The following is a 17,329-nucleotide window of genomic DNA, read 5'->3' on the forward strand; positions in this document are numbered from 1 at the left end:
GGTGGAATATGACGAGAGGTGAAAAAGTAATAGCCTTTATTGAGCGATATTGCCGAGTCCCCGACGGCGAACACCTTGGCGAGCCGATGCAATTAGCTGATTTTCAGAAAAGGTTCATTTTAGATATTTATGATAATCCGCACGGTACGCATTCGGCGTATCTTAGTATCGCTAGAAAGAACGGTAAGACTGGTTTAATTGCTGGGTTGTTGTTGGCGCACTTGGTTGGTCCCGAAGCTGTACAGAATTCGCAAATCGTAAGTGGAGCAATGAGCCGAGAGCAGGCTGCAATAGTCTTTGATTTAGCTGTTAAAATTGTGAATTTAAACCCTGAACTACAAAGAATTGTAAGGGTTGTACCAAGTGGGAAAAGGCTCTATGGTTTACTTTGCAACGTTGAATATAAAGCGTTAGCCGCTGAAGGAAAAACAGCACACGGACTATCGCCAATTCTTGCTATTTTGGATGAGGTAGGGCAAATAGTTGGACCAAGAAGCGATTTTGTTGATGCAATTACAACATCGCAGGGTGCACATAAAACACCATTACTCATTGCGATTAGCACACAAGCGGCTAATGATGCGGATTTATTTAGTGTGTGGCTTGATGATGCAAAAAACTCTAACGATCCACATATTGTTTCCCATGTGTATTCTGCTGAAAAAAATGCTGATGTGTTGGATGAGGATGCGTGGAAAGCAGCAAACCCAGCCCTTGGTCTGTTTCGTTCCTATGACGATTTGAAGCGGCTTGCTAATGCCGCTAATCGAATGCCGAGCGAAGAAAACAAGTTCAGAAATTTAAACTTAAATCAAAGAGTATCCGTCGTTAGTCCTTTTGTTTCCCGCAATGTTTGGGAATCTTGCTCAGCCAAGCCGACGTCAGAAGATATCATTAGCTTTGCTGGACTTGATTTATCACAAAAGAATGACTTAACCGCATTCGTTGTTATATCAAAAACAAGTGATGGGCACTGGAACGTTCACCCGTATTTTTGGGCAACAGAAGTTGGCATACATGATCGTTCAAAACGGGACAGAGTGCCATACGATGTGTGGGCTAAACAAGGTTACTTAAGAACAACGCCACGGGCATCTATTGATTATGAGTATCTAGTTAAAGAACTAGATGAAATCATCCAAGAATATAACATTTCTGCTATCGCCTTTGACCGATATCACATTGATTTTTTAATCAAGGAATTTGAGCGAATTAATGTCAACCCACCACTGGTTAGGTTTGGTCAAGGCTTTAAAGATATGACGCCTGCTTTGTCGATTTTAGAAGATGAGCTTTTAAATGGAACTATCAGACACGGTAACCATCCGGTATTAACTATGTGTGCTGCTAATGCTGTTGTTACAAGGGATGAAGCGGACAATAGGAAGTTCGATAAGCACAAAGCAACAGGGCGGATAGACGGAATGCAAGCGTTAGCTATGGCTTTTGGTGTAACAAATAAAGAAGATGAGTTGGAAAACAATTTATCAGATCACATCCTAAACGTAGGAATACGGTCCTTATAATGAAAATTTTTAATTTATTTAAACGTAAATCGCAAGCTAGCACCTCTTCTCAAGAGGTATCCGATTACATCGGCTTTTCACTAGATACTTACGCGGGTCGCAGAGTTAGCCCTGCCCTAGCTATGCAGTTAACGGCGGTGTTCGGTTGCGTGAGGGTATTAACAGAATCAGTTGGAATGCTACCTTGTCTTTTATATCAAGCGACCGATAACGGGCGCAAGAAAGCACCTAAAGAAAAACTGTACTCGCTTTTGTACGTTGCACCAAACAACTATATGACGCCCCAAGAGTTTTGGGAATACTTGATTGGTTGTCTCTGCTTACGAGGTAACTTTTATGCTTACAAAGTAAAAGTATTTGGTGAAGTTGTCGAGTTACTCCCGCTTTTACCTGGTAGTGTACAGCCTAAGCTTAATGAGAAATGGGAACCTGTTTATCAAGTCACATTTCCTGATGGCTCTTGTGATGTTTTATCGCAAGATGAAATTTGGCACGTGCGCACATTCTCAATGGATTCTTTGGTTGGACTAAGCCCGATTAGTTATGCGCGGCATGCGATAGGGCTAGGCTTAGCAACGGAAGAGCACGGATCTAGACTGTTCAGTAATGGCGCAGTATCAAGCGGCGTATTACAAACTGACCAAGTATTAACGGATGAAGCGTACAAACGATTAAAAGACAATTTTCAAGAGCGTCATCAAGGTTTATCAAATGCACATAAGCCAATGATTCTAGAAATGGGTTTAAAGTGGAACAACATCAGTATGTCCGCCGAAGATGCCCAATTTCTAGAAACAAGGAAATTTCAATTAGAGGAAATATGCAGAATATTCCGAGTGCCGATGCACATGGTGCAAAACACAGATAGGGCGACATTCAATAATATTGAAAATCTCGGCATGGGTTTTGTTAACTACTCATTAGTGCCATACCTAACACGTATTGAACAGCGCATAAATGTTGGTCTGGTTAATAAAGAAAAGCGAGGGCAATTTTATGCCAAATTCAATGTTGGAGCGTTATTGCGTGGCGATATGAAATCACGTTATGACTCATACGCCACAGGTATTAACTGGGGCATTTTGTCACCGAATGAGTGCCGAGATTTGGAAGAGCGTAACCCTAGGGAAGGTGGAGACATCTATCTAACCCCAATGAATATGACTACTAAACCACAGGATAATAACAAAAATGCTAAACAAAAAGAGACTTGATATACCCTTTGAAATTAAGTCAATCAGTGATACAGGTGCGTTTACGGGCTACGGCTCGGTGTTCGGTGTAAAAGATAGTTATTCCGACATTGTGATTAAAGGTGCTTTTGCTAATTCGCTTAATAAGTGGAAAGAAAAAGGACGTTTACCTGCACTCCTTTGGCAACACAAGATGGACGAACCTATCGGCTATTACACAAAAATGGTTGAGGACGATAACGGATTATACCTTGAGGGGCAGTTATTAATTGACGATGACCCACTCGCAAAACGAGCACATGCTCATATGAAAGCAAAATCATTATCGGGATTGTCAATTGGCTATATATTAAACGATTATGATTATGACAAGGAAAAATCTGCATTCATTTTAAAGGATATTGACCTTTGGGAGGTTTCCGTTGTCACGTTCCCTGCCAATGATGAAGCAAGGATTGATAACGTAAAAAGTATTTTCGAAAGTGGTGATATACCGCCGCCGAAAGAGATAGAAAGAGTGCTGCGCGACGTTGGACTCTCCAGAACTCAGGCAAAGGCGTTTATGTCTGAGGGATACTCTTCACTAAAACAGCGAGATGTTAGTAATAGCGAAGAAAACGCATTAAAAATTTTAAAATCTATTTTTAACTAGGAGATTATATATTATGGCAGTAGATCAAAAAGATGTTGAACTGGTCGCGCAAGAAATTAAAAATCAATTTGAGCAATTTAAAGCAACAAATGACAAGCGATTAGACGCTATCTCACAAGAAAAAAGTGCATTAGCTGAAAGGGTTGAAACCTTAAATGGCAAATTATCAGAATTAGATAATGTAAAAAATGTGCTAGAAAACGAACTAAAAGAGGTCAAACGCCCTGCAGGCGGTAACAAACAAGCCTCAGCACATAAAGAAGCGTTTGCCATGTTCATCCGCAAAGGTGACGAACAAGGATTAGCCGAACTGGAACGAAAAGCGATGCAAACTGGCGTTGATACTGACGGTGGTTTTGCAGTACCAGAAGAACTAAATACTGATATTTTAGCCGCATTGCGTGATGAAGTTGTGATGCGTCAAGAATGTACGGTAATGACGGTTGGAACACCTGATTGGAAAAAGCTAACCAGTAAAGGTGGCATTGCTAGTGGTTGGGTTGGTGAAACCGATGAGCGAACAGAAACAGGAACACCAAAACTCGGTGTTATTTCTCCTGTTTGGGGGGAAATTTACGGTAATCCGTACGCCACGCAAACCATGCTTGATGATGCCTTTTTTAATGTTGAATCTTTTATTGTGAATGAGCTTTCTCAAGAATTTGCAGAAAAAGAAGAAGAGGCATTTACACTCGGTGACGGCAATAAAAAACCGAAAGGCTTTTTAGCTTACGAAACTACAGCGCAAGCAGATAAAGATCGTGACTGGGGTAAATTGCAAAATGTTGTAGCAGGTGCGGCGAATTTAACAACTGATGATATTGTGAAGTTAACTTACACACTGCGTAAAGTCTATCGTGCAGGTGCTAAATTTATGATGAACAATCAATCATTGTTAGCCGTTCGTTTACTAAAAGATTCTAATGGTAACTACATCTGGCAACCGGGCTTACAAGTTGGCCAACCATCACTATTATCGGGTTTTGCTGTTGCTGAAAATGAGCAAATGCCTGATATCGGCGACAGCTCAGGCAAAGCACCAATCGCGTTCGGTAACTTCAAGCGTGGCTTTTATATCTTTGATCGCATTGGTATTCGTATGTTACGAGACCCATACACTAAGAAGCCATTTGTTGGATTCTATACAACCAAACGTGTTGGCTCTATGTTGAATGATAGCAATGCTATTAAAGTGTTAACTATGCCAGCGGTTCAATCACGTTCAGCAAAATCTTAACTGAAAAGACAAGGCCCTTTATTAAATAAAGGGCTTAGAGGTATATTTATGGCTTTGCCCACAATTGAAGAGTTAAAAACTCATATAAACCTTGATCATGATGAAGATAACGCTTTATTGGCCACATATGCAAATGCCGCAAAAACAACAATTGAAAGTCATCTAAATCGGAAATTATATAATGATTCCGTGCCTGATAGCGATTCAAATGGAATTGTTGTTAACGATGCAATCAAAGTTGCAATCTTGATGCTTGCCGGACACTGGTATGACAATCGAGAAGCGGTAACAATTAACGGAAATGCGAGTGTTTTACCATTAGCTTATCAAATGTTGATTAACCCATACAGGATTATACCCATATGAAAGCAGGTCGATTACGCAACGAAGTAACTTTTCAGAAGCAAATTAAACGTACAGACGAACTGGGACAACTAGTTAATGAATGGGTCGATGTGTGCACTGTACGAGCCGAAATTCGGGACGTGTCGGGGAAAGAGTATCAAAGCTCACAAGCTGAACAGGTGCAAACAGATTGTAAAATCTTAATTCGGTATAGAAACGATATTACTGCTGATATGCGTGCGCTGTGTAATGGAACTTATTACGACATTAAAGCGGTGCTTGAAGACGTAAAAAGGACAAGGCTTGAATTACCATGTCAAAAGGGTGTACGTTATGATGAAACCCTCGTTATCAATAGCGGGATTTAAAGAGCTTGAAGCTGATTTTAAGTTGCTTTCAAAGTCGGAACAACGCAAAGTATCAAAAAAAGCGGTTCGTGCTGGAGCAGTGGTTTTTCGTGACGCTATTCGTGCAAGTGCGCCTGTTCGAACTGGACGATTGAGGCGGTCTATTTCTGTGGATACAGCAAGAGGTTCGCTAACTGCTGGCGTGAAGTTTAAAAAAATTCGAGTTACAAAGAAATCAAAAAAAGGTAAAAGTAAAAAAACTTTGCCATTTTACTGGTGGATGATCGAAAACGGAACGTCAAAAATGTCAGCACGTCCTTTTGTCCGCCCTGCTTTTGATGCAAATGTAAAAAAGGCAGAAGATGCAGCATTTAAACAGTATTTAAAAGATATCGATGAGATTTTCTTAAAATGATAGAAGCTAAAATTAACAACACACTAAAAACATTGTGCGACGGTCGTGTTAGTCCACTAGTTGCACCGTATGGGACTAGTCCGCCATATATGTGTTACACAAAAGTTTCAGAAGTTTATGACGATGTTATGGGCGGACAATCATCCGTTGAGTATTGTTTTCAAGTTGATATCTACGCAAAAACACTGCTCGAAGCTGAAACCATTAAACAACAGTCATACGAAAAACTGAAACTGTTAAAACCATTCAATATCACTAGTCGCCAAGACTATGAAACCGAAACCGAGCTTTATCGCTCAACGTTAGAATTTTACATTCAATAATAACCCATTTAACCATTTATGCCGCTTAACTGCGGTTTTTTTATTTTTGGAGATATTAATATGCCAGAAGTTCAACAAGTACAAAGTGAATACACAAAAACAAGGGATGTCGGTGTTTTTGTTAGTAAAGATCCATCTCTTAAATTTATCGCCTCAGCAACAGCAAAGCTTAGTCTAGAATGCACTGTAACCGATTACTCCATGACTGCGCCAGAAGGTGAGGAAATCGACGTATCGACACTTTCATCAATCACAAAAGAAACTATCAGCGGCTTGCCTGCAGAGGCAACGGTTTCAATGAATGCTAATTTTGTGATTGGTAACGCTGCACAGCAAGTATTACGTAAATCGTACGATACTGGGGATAACTACGCATTCCAGATCAAATATGAAGACGGTAGTTCAATCGACTGGATTGCGCGTGTAACTAGCTACGAGTTCAAAGGCGCGAAAAATGGTGTCGTAACAGGTTCTTTCTCATTCAAAGTGAAAGGGAAATTTGTGTTTAATGCTCCGTCTGTTAATCAAGGACAAAAATAATGAATTTAAAACAAATTATTACAGCAAAAAACTCAGGCTTTCGCACAAAAACGGTCCATGTCGCCGAGTGGGGTGTGGAGGTTACTATTCGTGAGCCTTTGCACACCGATTTTAATCGGTATATTAAGACAATCAAAGATATCACAGATAATGAAAAACTAACTGATCGCGAAAAAGATTTGTTAAACATTGAAGCGGAAGCAACGCTATTTGCAACGGTTTTGCTTGATGATAACGGTGATTTTGTTTTCAGTAATGATATTGATGATTTAGTAAAAAGCTACGGTCCTGTTCACACTCGACTAGTAAATGAAGCTTTTAATCTACTTGGCTTGAAAAGCGAGCCGATAAAAGAGGCCGAAAAAAAGTAGAAAGCGATCCTGAGCTGTTTTTTAAGCTTAAATTAGCATTAAGGCTCGGTAAAACTCTTGCCGAGCTTGAACAAACACTATCAGCAAGAGAATTTTACTACTGGGTCGCATTCGACAAATTAAACCCAATCGGCGACGAACGCCACGACTGGCACGCAGCACAGATATCTTCAAGCATTTATCGCTCACAAGGTGCAAAAGTCGAGTTTGACGACTGTTTGCTTAAATTCAAAGAAGAAAAGAAAGAGCCTGTCAGCATATTTGACGCGCTATCAAATTTACTTGGGAAATAAATAAAATGGCAACATTGCGAGAATTGGCAATCCGAGTTACAGCCGACTCATCATCATATCAACGAGAAATGAGTCGAGCATCACGACTTGGTACAGATTATTATAAAACAATGGAAGACCGTTCGAAGCGGTTTGATGCATACATTGCTAGCAATAATCGCTCAGTTCAAGCAATGAATATGCAATTAACACAGCTAAAATCATCAGCATTAAGTGTAGCCACCGCATTTGCCGGTGGTTTTGCCTTTACTAGCATTGTCAATATGGCTGATGACTGGGGGCAAATGGCTGCTCGTGTCCGAATGGCGATAAATTCGGTGGAAGGCTCAGCTGATAATTATGAGCAAGTGCAAGGTCGATTGCTTGAAATTAGTAACCGCAATGCTAAAGCAATTGAAGATTCACAAGAACTATACATTGCAACGGCATCATCAATGCGTGATCTGGGTTATAGCACAAACGACACGATCGACTTTATCGAGGCAATGTCAAACAGCTACACAATAAATGCAACTTCTGCTGATAAAGTGACAACAAGCATTAATGCAATCACTAAATCGATGATCACAGGTAAGGTTAGCAGTAACGACTGGAAATCGATAATGGCATCTACACCGAATGTTGTTACAGCTCTGGCAAACTCAACGGGTAAAGCCGAAGTAGTTATCAAACAACTCGGTATGAGCGGTCAAATATCAATGCGTCAATTAGCAGATGCAATGATAAAGGTGAAAGACGAAACGGGCGCCATGGCGGACGGCATGGGTAATACAGTAAAAGATGGTTTTACTCAAGTTTCAAACAGCTTCAAATCGTTAATCGGTGAGATAAATAGCAACATGGGGGTTACACAAAGTGTTGCTAGTGGTTTGAAAGTCGTCGCGGACAATATTCATTTGGTTACTGGTGCTGGCGCAGTTTTAACTGCCGCAGGATTATCACGATATTTTAGCGGACTTTCGCTATCTGTTTTTAATGCAACAAAGACAACATTAGCAAATAGAGCTGCACAAATATCTCAAGCTCAGGCGCAACTAGCAGCAGTTAAAAGCTTGAAATTAAAAGCAGTTGCAGAAGTAAACGCTGCTCGATTTGAAGCGCAACGTGCTGTTGGTTTAAAAGCAAGTCTTGTTGCGCAAAATAATTTAACAGCAGCTATTAATCGTCAAACACAAGCAAATAATGCGCTAGCTGCTGCACAAACAAAAGTAAATGTATTAACTAGTAAATTTAATTTGTTATCCCGTGCAGGTAGCGGTTTATTAGGTATGCTCGGTGGTCCACTTGGTTTAGCTACGACATTGTTATCCGTCGGTGCGGCATTTTTTGCAATGGGCGACGGCGCAGACAAAGCCAAAAAGCCGCTTGAAGAATTACAATTGCCTGTTGACGAACTTCTCGCTAAATTTAAAGAATTAGATAAAGGTAAGCAACAATCAATAACATCAGAATTAACATTAAAAGTTGATGCAGACTCTAAAAGAGTTGATGATGAAATAGATAACCTGCAAAAACAACTTGAAAAAAAATTTAAAACGGCTTGGAAAGCTAACGGCAATTATTCAGTTCAACGGATTGTTACAAAGGAAGACCAATCTGCCATACATGACTATATTGATCAATTTAAAGCGCTAAAAAAATCATATGACGAAGGAGCTATAAGTAAGCATGATTTTGGTAACAAGGTCGGTGAGCTTAATGAAAAATTTGCAGATGCGGTTGGAAAAGGGCAGGAATTTAAAACAGTATTGGGAAGTATGACATCGGCTGTGCATTCATCAATAGATGCTTTGGCAGAAAACAAAGAAAAAATGGATGCGGTGGGCAAAGCCTCGGCTGAAACAGCAACAGAAATAAAGTTACTTGATGTAGCTGATTTTCCAAATTTAGAAAATCAACTTGGCGTACTTAGTCAGCAACTTGATGTAAACAAAGTTAAGTCAGAAAGTGGAGCAGAGGCGGCATTTGTGCTTGCTGGGCTACAACGAGCTGCAGGAGATGCTGCTATTGAACACGCAGCTGATTTAATTGCATTAGCAAAAGGTCAGGAGCTAACTGGCAAAATGTCAGAAGAACTTACTGAAAAGCTTAGATTATATACAAAAAATCTACGTGAAAGCTTCAAGCTACAAGAGGGCTTCAAACACTCAAAAACGATCAAGAGCGCAGCAGAGCTGTATAAGTCGCAGTTAGACAAACTAAATAGTCAAATCAACGCTTACACTGATATCACTGAGCTACAAAAAATCCGCAGGCAATTATCGGAAGGGGAATTAAGTAAGCTAACTGATATTCAAAAGAAAGCATTAGAATCAAAAGCTATCGAGTTAGATAAGCTAAATGCGCAAAAAGAATATAAATCAATAATGGATTCTTTGCGCACTCCAGCGGAGCAACAGCTAGATACTTACAAGCAGCATTTATCTGTCATTGAAAAAGCAAACCTATCATTAAAAGAACGTGAAGAAATGCTTAATAGAATGGCTAAAAAAGCAGCTGAATCCGCACCGTCATTTAGCTATCACAATTCTTACAATGGGCTTGGTAGTGATTTACTGAATGTAGCTGAAGATGATAAAAAATTACGCGACTGGAATGAGAAACAGCTACAAATTCAAAATGACTTATTATCACAAAAGCTAATTAGTCAGCAAGAATATGCAGATGCTGTCGTTAAGATTGAAGAAACTATGCAACAAAAACAAAAGGATATTCAGTCTGCATACACACTCGCAACACTTGGCACATTCTCATCATTAACTGGCTCGATTGCTGATATGTTTAAAGAAACTGCTGGTGAATCATCTGCAGCATACAAAGTGATGTTTCTTGCTAGTAAAGCCTCGGCTATTGCACAAGCAATGATTAGCACCGAAGTTGCTGCCGCAAAAGCACTTGAATTAGGTCCAATAATGGGTGTTCCTGCCGCCTCATTAATTCGAGGTCTTGGCTATGCGTCGGTAGGCATGATCGCAGCTCAAACAATTTCAGGTATGGCGCATAGCGGTATTGATAACATCCCTAAAGAGGGTACTTGGCTACTTGATAAAGGTGAGCGTGTAGTTGATGCACGAACAAATGCTGATTTAAAAGATTTCTTGCAAACATCAAATAAATCATACAGTAATATAACTGTAAACGTGCCTGTAAATGTTGGTAACGGTGGTTTATCTGAGGATGACGGAAAAGCAGTCGGTAATATGATAAAACAATCAGTACTAGCAATTCTTGATGAGCAAACACGCCCGGGTGGCAAGCTAAATAGACGTTGATTTAATAGCTGAAATTTCATACCATTAACGAAAAAATTAAGGAGATGGTATGAAAAAGTTATTTTTAATATTTGTTATTATAATGTTTGTTAGTGGTTGCTCCTCCGTTTCGGAAAAAGCTTTATCAACTAAAGTAAAAGGTTCTGATTATAATAAGCTAGGTAGTGTTTATACTCCTATGCATACAGAACTTTATATAACTGAACCAAAAAATAATGACTCTGTTATTGTTAGATATTCTATAAATCGTTATGGATATTCTTCATTTGGTAAAAATAAATTTCCGTTTTATATTTTAAAGAAGGATATACCTAATTTAATTCCATTATTGGATAAATATTTAGATTGGGAAGTCATTGCCCAAAAAAGACATGAAATAGTGGATAAGAAAATAGGTAACACAAAAATACCTAAATTATCAATTCAATATGATTATATTTTTTCATCTGGCAGTGAATCCACTCACTATTTGCAGGTGGATTTGTGTTCATATAGTCTTATTGATGTTTGTTCAAATACCATTTTTTTTGATAAAAACAATGTGGTGTTGTTAAAAAACGAGCTTTTAGATATATATGAAAATAAAATTCAAAGTTTTAATGAATCATATTATAACTAACTAAGTGGTTTAGAAAATATCAATTTAGAAATTAACAATTAAGAAATTCAAACCCTCTAAGAGGGTTTTTTATTAATAGAAATAATGACCCTAACTTTAAGTTATAGTCATTCACTTAACCGCCGCATAGGTGGTTTTTATTAAAAATCTAACTGTTCAGGTTTGATTTGTAGCGCTTCGGCAATTTTAATCCGTGTTGCTTTTCTCAACTTTTGGCTTTTTTCATATTGAGAATAAGCCGATTGACTAATACCTATTTTATTCGCAACTTCAACTTGAGATAATTTTAAATACTCACGCCATGCTTGTGCAGGAGAATAGTTATTATCAAAAACCATATTAACAACTTCGTTTGGTACGCCTGTTTCAACATCGATTGTTTTTGCGTTTGATAACTCTAAGTATTGGTTGTAAGGCATAACTACAAACTGTGGTTGTCCTTGTTCATTATTAATAAACTGTATATTAGTAAGTGCGTTCATCGCGTTTTTTCACCTCTTCAATAGAAACAATATGAATAACACCATCAAAATTAAAAAACACCCGATAGTTACCCACCCGTAATCTGTACTGATATTTATGATTAGTTAAGGCTTTTACATTAATGCAATTCGGCATGTCAGCCAGTTCATTAATTTTATTACGGATTAAAGCATTGCTTTGAATTTTCCGTAACTGCTTTAAGGCTTTAATTTGATAAATAATTTTATTCATTTTGTTTTTCTAACTAATCTTGATATAAGTATTATATAAGATATATAAGTTTTAGCAAGTAAAAACACAAATAAATTAGTTTAATCATCTGGAGAAAACTATGGAAACATTTCACTGGCAAGTTGCACCGAGCATGAGCGAAAAAGCCGAGCCAAAAATAAAAACCATTAAGTTCGGTGACGGCTATGAGCAACGAATTAAAGACGGCATTAACAACGACTTGCGCTCATACAGCGTTACGCTAAAAGTATCGCGAGAAGATGCGCAACACATCAATGACTTTTTAACACGGCAGGGTGGGCTTCATGCATTTAAATGGATAGAGCCGAACTCGCACAGATTAATAACAGTTAAATGCCCAAGCTGGACATCTAACGTTATGAACACAGCAACAACAATAACAGCAACATTTGAGGAAGTAGTCGCATGAGTAATTTAGATATCGATGTACATGATGAACCAATAATTAATAAAAAATTTATTGCAGATGCTGAAATAAAATTATCAGCTATTAAAAATTTAATCACGAAAAGGTAGTCGCATGATCCCAAAAAAAATGCTACTCGATATCACAAAAATCGCACAAGATGCGATAGTTGACCTATATGAAGTCGATTTAACTAAAATTGTGGGTAATAAAACAATATTTCTATTTCACAATGGATTAAATGAGCTTCGGCGACCAATAACGTGGCAAGGTAATATCTATGAGCCATACCCTATTAAAGTAGAGGGTTTTCAAAAAAACGGGCAGGGTGTAAGTAACCGACCGACAATGAGCGTTAGTAATGCCATGGGCTTTATTACTGGCTTAATTGCTGATTTTGACGGCCTACTTGGCGCAGTTGTTACACGCCACGAAGTGCCAGTTAAATACTTAGACGCTGTTAACTTCGAGAACGGCAATCAATATGCCGATCCGTTTTGCGAAATCATCTCAAATTATGTGATTGAGCAGGTAAAACAACAAAATTCAATGGTAGTTACGTTTGAATTAGCGTTGCCATGCGAATCAGATGGTGCATTAATACCTGCCCGTGTTATTATCGCTAATACCTGTAGCTGGATATATCGTTCGTCAGAGTGTGGTTACACTGGTGGACCTGTAGCTGATGAATTTGATAAACCGACAAACGACATCACAAAAGATAAATGTAGCCGTTGTCTAAATGGCTGTAAACTGCGTTATGGGCAACACGGTATTCTTCCTTTTGGTGGTTTTCCAACTGCTGCTAAACTCTCTTAATTAATCATGAAAACACAAATACTTAATCACGCTAAACAATGCGGTGAGGCTGAGTGCTGCGGATTTGTTATTGATAATAAAACCTATCTGCCATGCAACAATATCTCATCCACACCAACCGAAACATTCGAAATAGCAACCGAGGATTGGATAACGGCAGAACAGCAAGGAGAGATAACCGCTGTAGTCCATTCTCACCCAAACGGTTTACCGATACTCAGCCAAGCCGACCAGTTTTATCAGCAACAAACGGGGGTGGATTGGTGGCTAGTTTGTGATAACAAAATTCACAAATTCAGATACATTAAGCCACTGCTTGGTCGTGAATTCAAGCACGGCAAGACTGACTGCTTAACACTAGTACGAGATGCGTACATGTTAACGGGTATCGATTTACCGGATTACGAACGGCAAGATGATTGGTGGCATAACGGGCAAAATCTCTACTTAGATTTACTACCTAAAAATGAGTTTGAACAAGTTGAAGACGTTCAAGAAGGCGATGTTATCTTGGTTTGTCTTGGCTCAACAACACCTAATCATGCAGCCATTTATATCGGCAATCAATTCATCCTACATCATTGCCCAAACCGTCTCTCGAAAAGAGATTTATATGACGGGTTTTGGCTTAAGTACACACATTCAATATGGAGGCATAAGAAATGGCAATTGTCAGGCTTTACGGCAATCTTAAACAATATGGCGATAAGTTCAATCTGAATGTTGAAACGGCAGCAGAAGCGATGAATGGCTTGTATTGTCAAATCAAAGGATTAAAGCAAAAAATCATGGACGGCTATTTTCGGGTAAGAATTAACGGCGTAGATATGAACGAGGGCAATTTACAGTTCGGGCTACACAGTCGAATACCTCAGGATGCTGTTATTCATATTGTACCCAAAACAGAGGGCGCAAAAGGTGGAGCATTCAGCTTTATCGCTGGTGCGGTGATGTTCGTTGTGGGGGCTATTTTTTACTGGACACCTGCAGGTTATCCATTAATGGCAGCAGGATTGGGCTTAATGATTGGCGGTGTGGCCATGATGCTAACCAAATTACCCAAAACAGACAAATCAGCAGACGGCGGCACTAATAAAAACACCTATTTTTCTAACTTAGACAACACGATAGCTCAGGGCGCACCAGTGCCACTTTGCTACGGATTAACAAAAATAGGCTCTAAAGTTTTATCACAAGGGTTGGATACAATAGATGGGTAAAGGTTCAAAAAAGGCAAAAACGCCCAGTGAGGCACGTGACAATCTCAAGTCACATCAGCAGCTTAGTATTATTGATTTACTATGCGAGGGGCAGATAGAAGGTCCATTAAACGGACTACAAAGCGTATTTTTAAACGACACACCAATCCAAGCACCTGACGGGTCGTTTAATTTTAAAGGCGTAGAGGTTGAATGGGCAGCTGGAATTCAAGCGCAATCACCGCTGGAAGGATTTCCGGCAACTGAAAACGAAGTACCTGTTAATTTGGAAGTAAAAGCATCAACACCAATCGTGCGCACTATTACCGACCCGAATATTGATAGAGTACGTGTTACGGTTGGCGTGCAGTCGTTAAGCTCAACCGATAACAAGGGTAACATTAACCGAACATCTGTTAGCATGGAAATTCAAATCGGTGTGGGCAGTATATGGAAAACGGTAAAAACCGTTGATTTAATCGATAAAAAAACACGCTCACAATATTTAACTTCTGTTATTTTAGATGATTTACCACCGAAACCGTTTAACATTCGGGTAGTACGTAGAACACCAGACAGCACATCATCATTATTAGTCAATAATACATTGTGGAGTTCATACACTGAAATCTACGATACTAAATTTTCATACCCGAACACGGCTGTTGTTGGTTTGAAGTTTGATTCATCTCAGTTTAGCGGCGTGCCTCGTCGAAATTATCTTATTAAAGGGATGATAGTTAAAGTGCCTGACAATTACAATCCTGAAACGAGAGAGTATAAAGGCTTTTGGTTGGGGAACTTCAAATTGGCTTGGACCAATAACCCAGCGTGGATATTTTACGACATACTAACTAATACACGTTACGGCATGGGTAATCGAATCAGTCGGTTTGGTGTCGATAAATTTGCGTTATATACAATTGCTCAATATTGTGACCAGTTGGTTGACGATGGTTTTGGCGGTAAAGAGCCAAGATTTACATGTAATTGCTACATTACTGAGCAACGACAAGCGTATGATGTTATCCACGACCTGTGTTCAATATTCCGAGCTATGCCAATTTGGGACGGCACGCAGTATACAGCAGTGATGGATAGACCAAGTGACCCTGTAGCAATTTATGCAAATGCTAATGTTGTGGATGGGCAGTTCAACTACACGTCAGCAGCACAAAAATCACGGCATACGGCTGTTCATGTGCGTTATATTGACCCTAATAACAATTGGGAAACAACAACTGAATATGTTGCTGATGATGAGCTAATTAAACGATTTGGGCTGAATGTAGCGCAAATCGATGCGTTTGGTTGTACGTCGAGAGGTCAAGCTCACAGAGTTGGTAAATGGTTAATTCAAACTGAAAAATTGGAAACACAAACCGTTACATTTAGCGTGGGTCGTGAAGGTATCCGTCATTTACCAGGTGATATCATTGGTATCGCTGACAATGATTTTGCAGGTACTACAATCGGTGGGCGAATTTTAGAAGCAGAAGCAAACGGCAGCACGATTACGTTAGACCGTGACATTGACATTAAAAACATGAAAAGTGCGTATTTAAGTGTGACTGACACAAATATGCAACTACAAAAAGTCAAAATCCAAGCACAAATTAAACCTAATCAAGTTGTTTTGGTGAGCAGCGTTAGTGTTGATGAGTATTCTGTCTGGGGCTTGTATGACAATAAAATCAAACCAAGGCTATTTAAGGCTATAACAATCGCCGAAAACAGTGATGGCACTTACTCAATCACCGCGTTACAACATGAGCCAAAGAAAGAAGAAATTGTTGATAACGGCGCTAAATTCGAAGCTGAGAGTAATACAATTTTTGGCTGGTCGATTCCACCCGTTGAACAACTGCAAGCCGAGATTATCCCCGAATCTGATTTATATCAAGCTCGCTTGTCATGGTCTACACCGAGAACAATTCAAAACTTGAAGTTTGAAGTAAAAGTGTATCGTGATGATAAATTGATTAGCAGGGAAACGGTTAACGATACCGAGTATTATTTATCAGACCTGCAACAAGGCAAGTTTATCGCAACAGTTAGAGGGGTAGCGGAAGATGGACGATTAGGCGATGAAACCACGATTGCTTTTTCGATTCTGCCGCCGGCCAAACCATCGGGACTAGTGCTAACGCCAAGTAGTTTTAATGTTGCTATTCGACCGGTAATGACCTCTGTATCCAGTCTAGGCACGCAATTCGAATTCTACAAAGGCATGACCAAAGCCGAAGTTGAAGCGAAGCGTAATTATCTTGGTCGAGCCATGACACTGACTGATGTTGATTGCCAACCCGATACCGAATACTGGTATGGCGTGAATGCAATTAATGTAGTTGGTCGTTCAGAGATGTTCATAGCTAACACTCGGACGCTAATTGCAGAAAATGGCGCTGGGGGAGTATTTAGAATTCAAACTCACGACGGTAGATTTCCGCAAAATGATGATGCAACTCAAATGTTTTATCGTGAATTTGGGTTTTATCCGGCCCGTGATACCACGTTAATTATCTACTCATTAAATGGCGCTGGCAAAGTGGCACACTCTGAGGCAAGAATGTACAACGGCGCTTATTGGGTTGAACCTGCTATGTTTTTGGACGGTGATTTAATTGCTACTGGCACGATGCGAGGTGATCGATTAATAGCTGGCACTGAAATCAGGGCACCATTAATAACGGGCGGCAAAATGGTTGCGGGAAGTGTTATCAGTTCAGGTAATCCGCCAGCATTTGAACTATGGGAGGATGGTACGCTAAATGCTAGACGAGCTAATATCTCAGGCAATATTTATGCGAATTCTGGGCAATTAAACAATGTTGTCATTAATGAAAATTGTCGAATTAACGGTAAGTTAACGGCAACGCAAATCGTTGGTGACATTGTAAAAGTCGTGCAATTAAATACGGGCGGTGAGCTAAAAATTTCTGCCGAGCCCTTTACTCGTATTGTAAGCACATCTCAAATTTTTGTTTGTGCGCTTTACGGCTCAAATTCTGGCGGTATGAGTTCATTTTATGACATA

General features: G+C 39.4%; 19 protein-coding genes and 2 pseudogenes. 19 read left to right on the top strand and 2 right to left on the bottom strand.

Annotation, left to right across the window (positions count from 1 at the left end):
• The first annotated feature begins 8 nt into the window (after positions 1–8).
• From A9G43_RS02600 to A9G43_RS02655, 13 genes are read left to right on the top strand one after another with little or no spacing between them, the layout of a single operon-like run.
• Entirely contained in the window at positions 9–1,526 is a 1,518-nt protein-coding gene (locus tag A9G43_RS02600; protein WP_065606380.1) for a terminase large subunit, read from the top strand.
• Positions 1,526–2,740, top strand: coding sequence for a phage portal protein (locus A9G43_RS02605; protein WP_065606382.1), 1,215 nt, complete (start codon positions 1,526–1,528; stop codon positions 2,738–2,740). Before A9G43_RS02600 ends, A9G43_RS02605 begins: the two co-directional genes overlap by 1 nt.
• Positions 2,718–3,371, top strand: a complete 654-nt coding sequence (locus tag A9G43_RS02610) for an HK97 family phage prohead protease (RefSeq protein WP_065606385.1) — start codon at positions 2,718–2,720, stop codon at positions 3,369–3,371. Before A9G43_RS02605 ends, A9G43_RS02610 begins: the two co-directional genes overlap by 23 nt.
• A 13-nt stretch (positions 3,372–3,384) precedes the next feature.
• A complete protein-coding gene (locus A9G43_RS02615; RefSeq protein WP_065606387.1) occupies positions 3,385–4,608 on the top strand; it encodes a phage major capsid protein in 1,224 nt (407 codons plus the stop codon).
• Between the two features lie 48 nt (positions 4,609–4,656).
• Positions 4,657–4,974, top strand: coding sequence for a head-tail connector protein (locus A9G43_RS02620; protein ID WP_065606389.1), 318 nt, complete (start codon positions 4,657–4,659; stop codon positions 4,972–4,974).
• Positions 4,971–5,321 carry a phage head closure protein gene (locus A9G43_RS02625; RefSeq protein WP_065606391.1) on the top strand — a complete coding sequence of 117 codons (351 nt, stop codon included), beginning with the start codon at positions 4,971–4,973 and terminating at the stop codon, positions 5,319–5,321. The genes A9G43_RS02620 and A9G43_RS02625 overlap by 4 nt, the downstream gene beginning before the upstream one ends.
• Positions 5,287–5,715 (top strand): HK97-gp10 family putative phage morphogenesis protein, encoded by a 429-nt coding sequence (locus A9G43_RS02630; protein ID WP_065606393.1) that lies wholly within the window; start codon positions 5,287–5,289, stop codon positions 5,713–5,715. The genes A9G43_RS02625 and A9G43_RS02630 overlap by 35 nt, the downstream gene beginning before the upstream one ends.
• Positions 5,712–6,038: a DUF3168 domain-containing protein gene (locus A9G43_RS02635; protein ID WP_065606395.1), complete on the top strand. Its 327-nt coding sequence runs from the start codon at positions 5,712–5,714 to the stop codon at positions 6,036–6,038. The genes A9G43_RS02630 and A9G43_RS02635 overlap by 4 nt, the downstream gene beginning before the upstream one ends.
• 18 nt (positions 6,039–6,056) lie before the next feature.
• Positions 6,057–6,578 (top strand): phage tail tube protein, encoded by a 522-nt coding sequence (locus A9G43_RS02640; protein ID WP_081297995.1) that lies wholly within the window; start codon positions 6,057–6,059, stop codon positions 6,576–6,578.
• Positions 6,578–6,949, top strand: a complete 372-nt coding sequence (locus A9G43_RS02645; RefSeq protein WP_065606399.1) for a phage tail assembly chaperone — start codon at positions 6,578–6,580, stop codon at positions 6,947–6,949. The genes A9G43_RS02640 and A9G43_RS02645 overlap by 1 nt, the downstream gene beginning before the upstream one ends.
• Positions 6,950–6,963: 14 nt before the next feature.
• Positions 6,964–7,242 carry a phage tail assembly protein T gene (locus A9G43_RS11340; protein WP_081297998.1) on the top strand — a complete coding sequence of 93 codons (279 nt, stop codon included), beginning with the start codon at positions 6,964–6,966 and terminating at the stop codon, positions 7,240–7,242.
• 5 nt (positions 7,243–7,247) lie between these two features.
• The gene (locus tag A9G43_RS02650) at positions 7,248–10,514 is read left to right on the top strand and encodes a tape measure protein (protein WP_065606401.1); all 3,267 of its coding nucleotides are present in this window, start codon (positions 7,248–7,250) and stop codon (positions 10,512–10,514) included.
• 49 nt (positions 10,515–10,563) lie between these two features.
• The gene (locus A9G43_RS02655; RefSeq protein ID WP_065606403.1) at positions 10,564–11,133 is read left to right on the top strand and encodes a hypothetical protein; all 570 of its coding nucleotides are present in this window, start codon (positions 10,564–10,566) and stop codon (positions 11,131–11,133) included.
• Positions 11,134–11,273: 140 nt separating this feature from the next.
• Here the strand turns inward: A9G43_RS02655 and A9G43_RS02660 are convergent, their stop codons facing one another.
• The gene (locus tag A9G43_RS02660) at positions 11,274–11,615 is read right to left on the bottom strand and encodes a helix-turn-helix domain-containing protein (RefSeq protein WP_065606405.1); all 342 of its coding nucleotides are present in this window, start codon (positions 11,613–11,615) and stop codon (positions 11,274–11,276) included.
• Positions 11,599–11,847: a type II toxin-antitoxin system RelE family toxin gene (locus A9G43_RS02665; RefSeq protein WP_065606407.1), complete on the bottom strand. Its 249-nt coding sequence runs from the start codon at positions 11,845–11,847 to the stop codon at positions 11,599–11,601. The genes A9G43_RS02660 and A9G43_RS02665 overlap by 17 nt, the downstream gene beginning before the upstream one ends.
• Before the next feature lie 100 nt (positions 11,848–11,947).
• Here A9G43_RS02665 and A9G43_RS02670 point away from each other — a divergent pair, with 100 nt between their 5' ends.
• From A9G43_RS02670 to A9G43_RS11345, 6 genes and pseudogenes are all read left to right on the top strand, one after another.
• Positions 11,948–12,277: a phage tail protein gene (locus A9G43_RS02670; RefSeq protein WP_065606409.1), complete on the top strand. Its 330-nt coding sequence runs from the start codon at positions 11,948–11,950 to the stop codon at positions 12,275–12,277.
• Positions 12,278–12,388: 111 nt separating this feature from the next.
• A complete protein-coding gene (locus tag A9G43_RS02675) occupies positions 12,389–13,093 on the top strand; it encodes a phage minor tail protein L (protein WP_065606411.1) in 705 nt (234 codons plus the stop codon).
• 3 nt (positions 13,094–13,096) lie between these two features.
• Positions 13,097–13,813 carry a C40 family peptidase gene (locus A9G43_RS02680; RefSeq protein WP_141674003.1) on the top strand — a complete coding sequence of 239 codons (717 nt, stop codon included), beginning with the start codon at positions 13,097–13,099 and terminating at the stop codon, positions 13,811–13,813.
• Complete coding sequence (locus tag A9G43_RS02685) at positions 13,756–14,313, top strand: tail assembly protein (protein WP_065606413.1); 558 nt, start codon at positions 13,756–13,758, stop codon at positions 14,311–14,313. Before A9G43_RS02680 ends, A9G43_RS02685 begins: the two co-directional genes overlap by 58 nt.
• A pseudogene (locus A9G43_RS02690) lies at positions 14,306–16,951 on the top strand (host specificity protein J); the annotation flags it as partial. The gene A9G43_RS02685 and the pseudogene A9G43_RS02690, both read left to right, overlap by 8 nt.
• Positions 16,952–17,014: 63 nt before the next feature.
• Positions 17,015–17,200: pseudogene (locus A9G43_RS11345) on the top strand (hypothetical protein); the annotation flags it as partial.
• Positions 17,201–17,329: the final 129 nt, after the last annotated feature.

This window comes from Gilliamella sp. Occ3-1 (genome assembly GCF_001690655.1).
Taxonomy (GTDB): domain Bacteria; phylum Pseudomonadota; class Gammaproteobacteria; order Enterobacterales; family Orbaceae; genus Gilliamella; species Gilliamella apicola_P.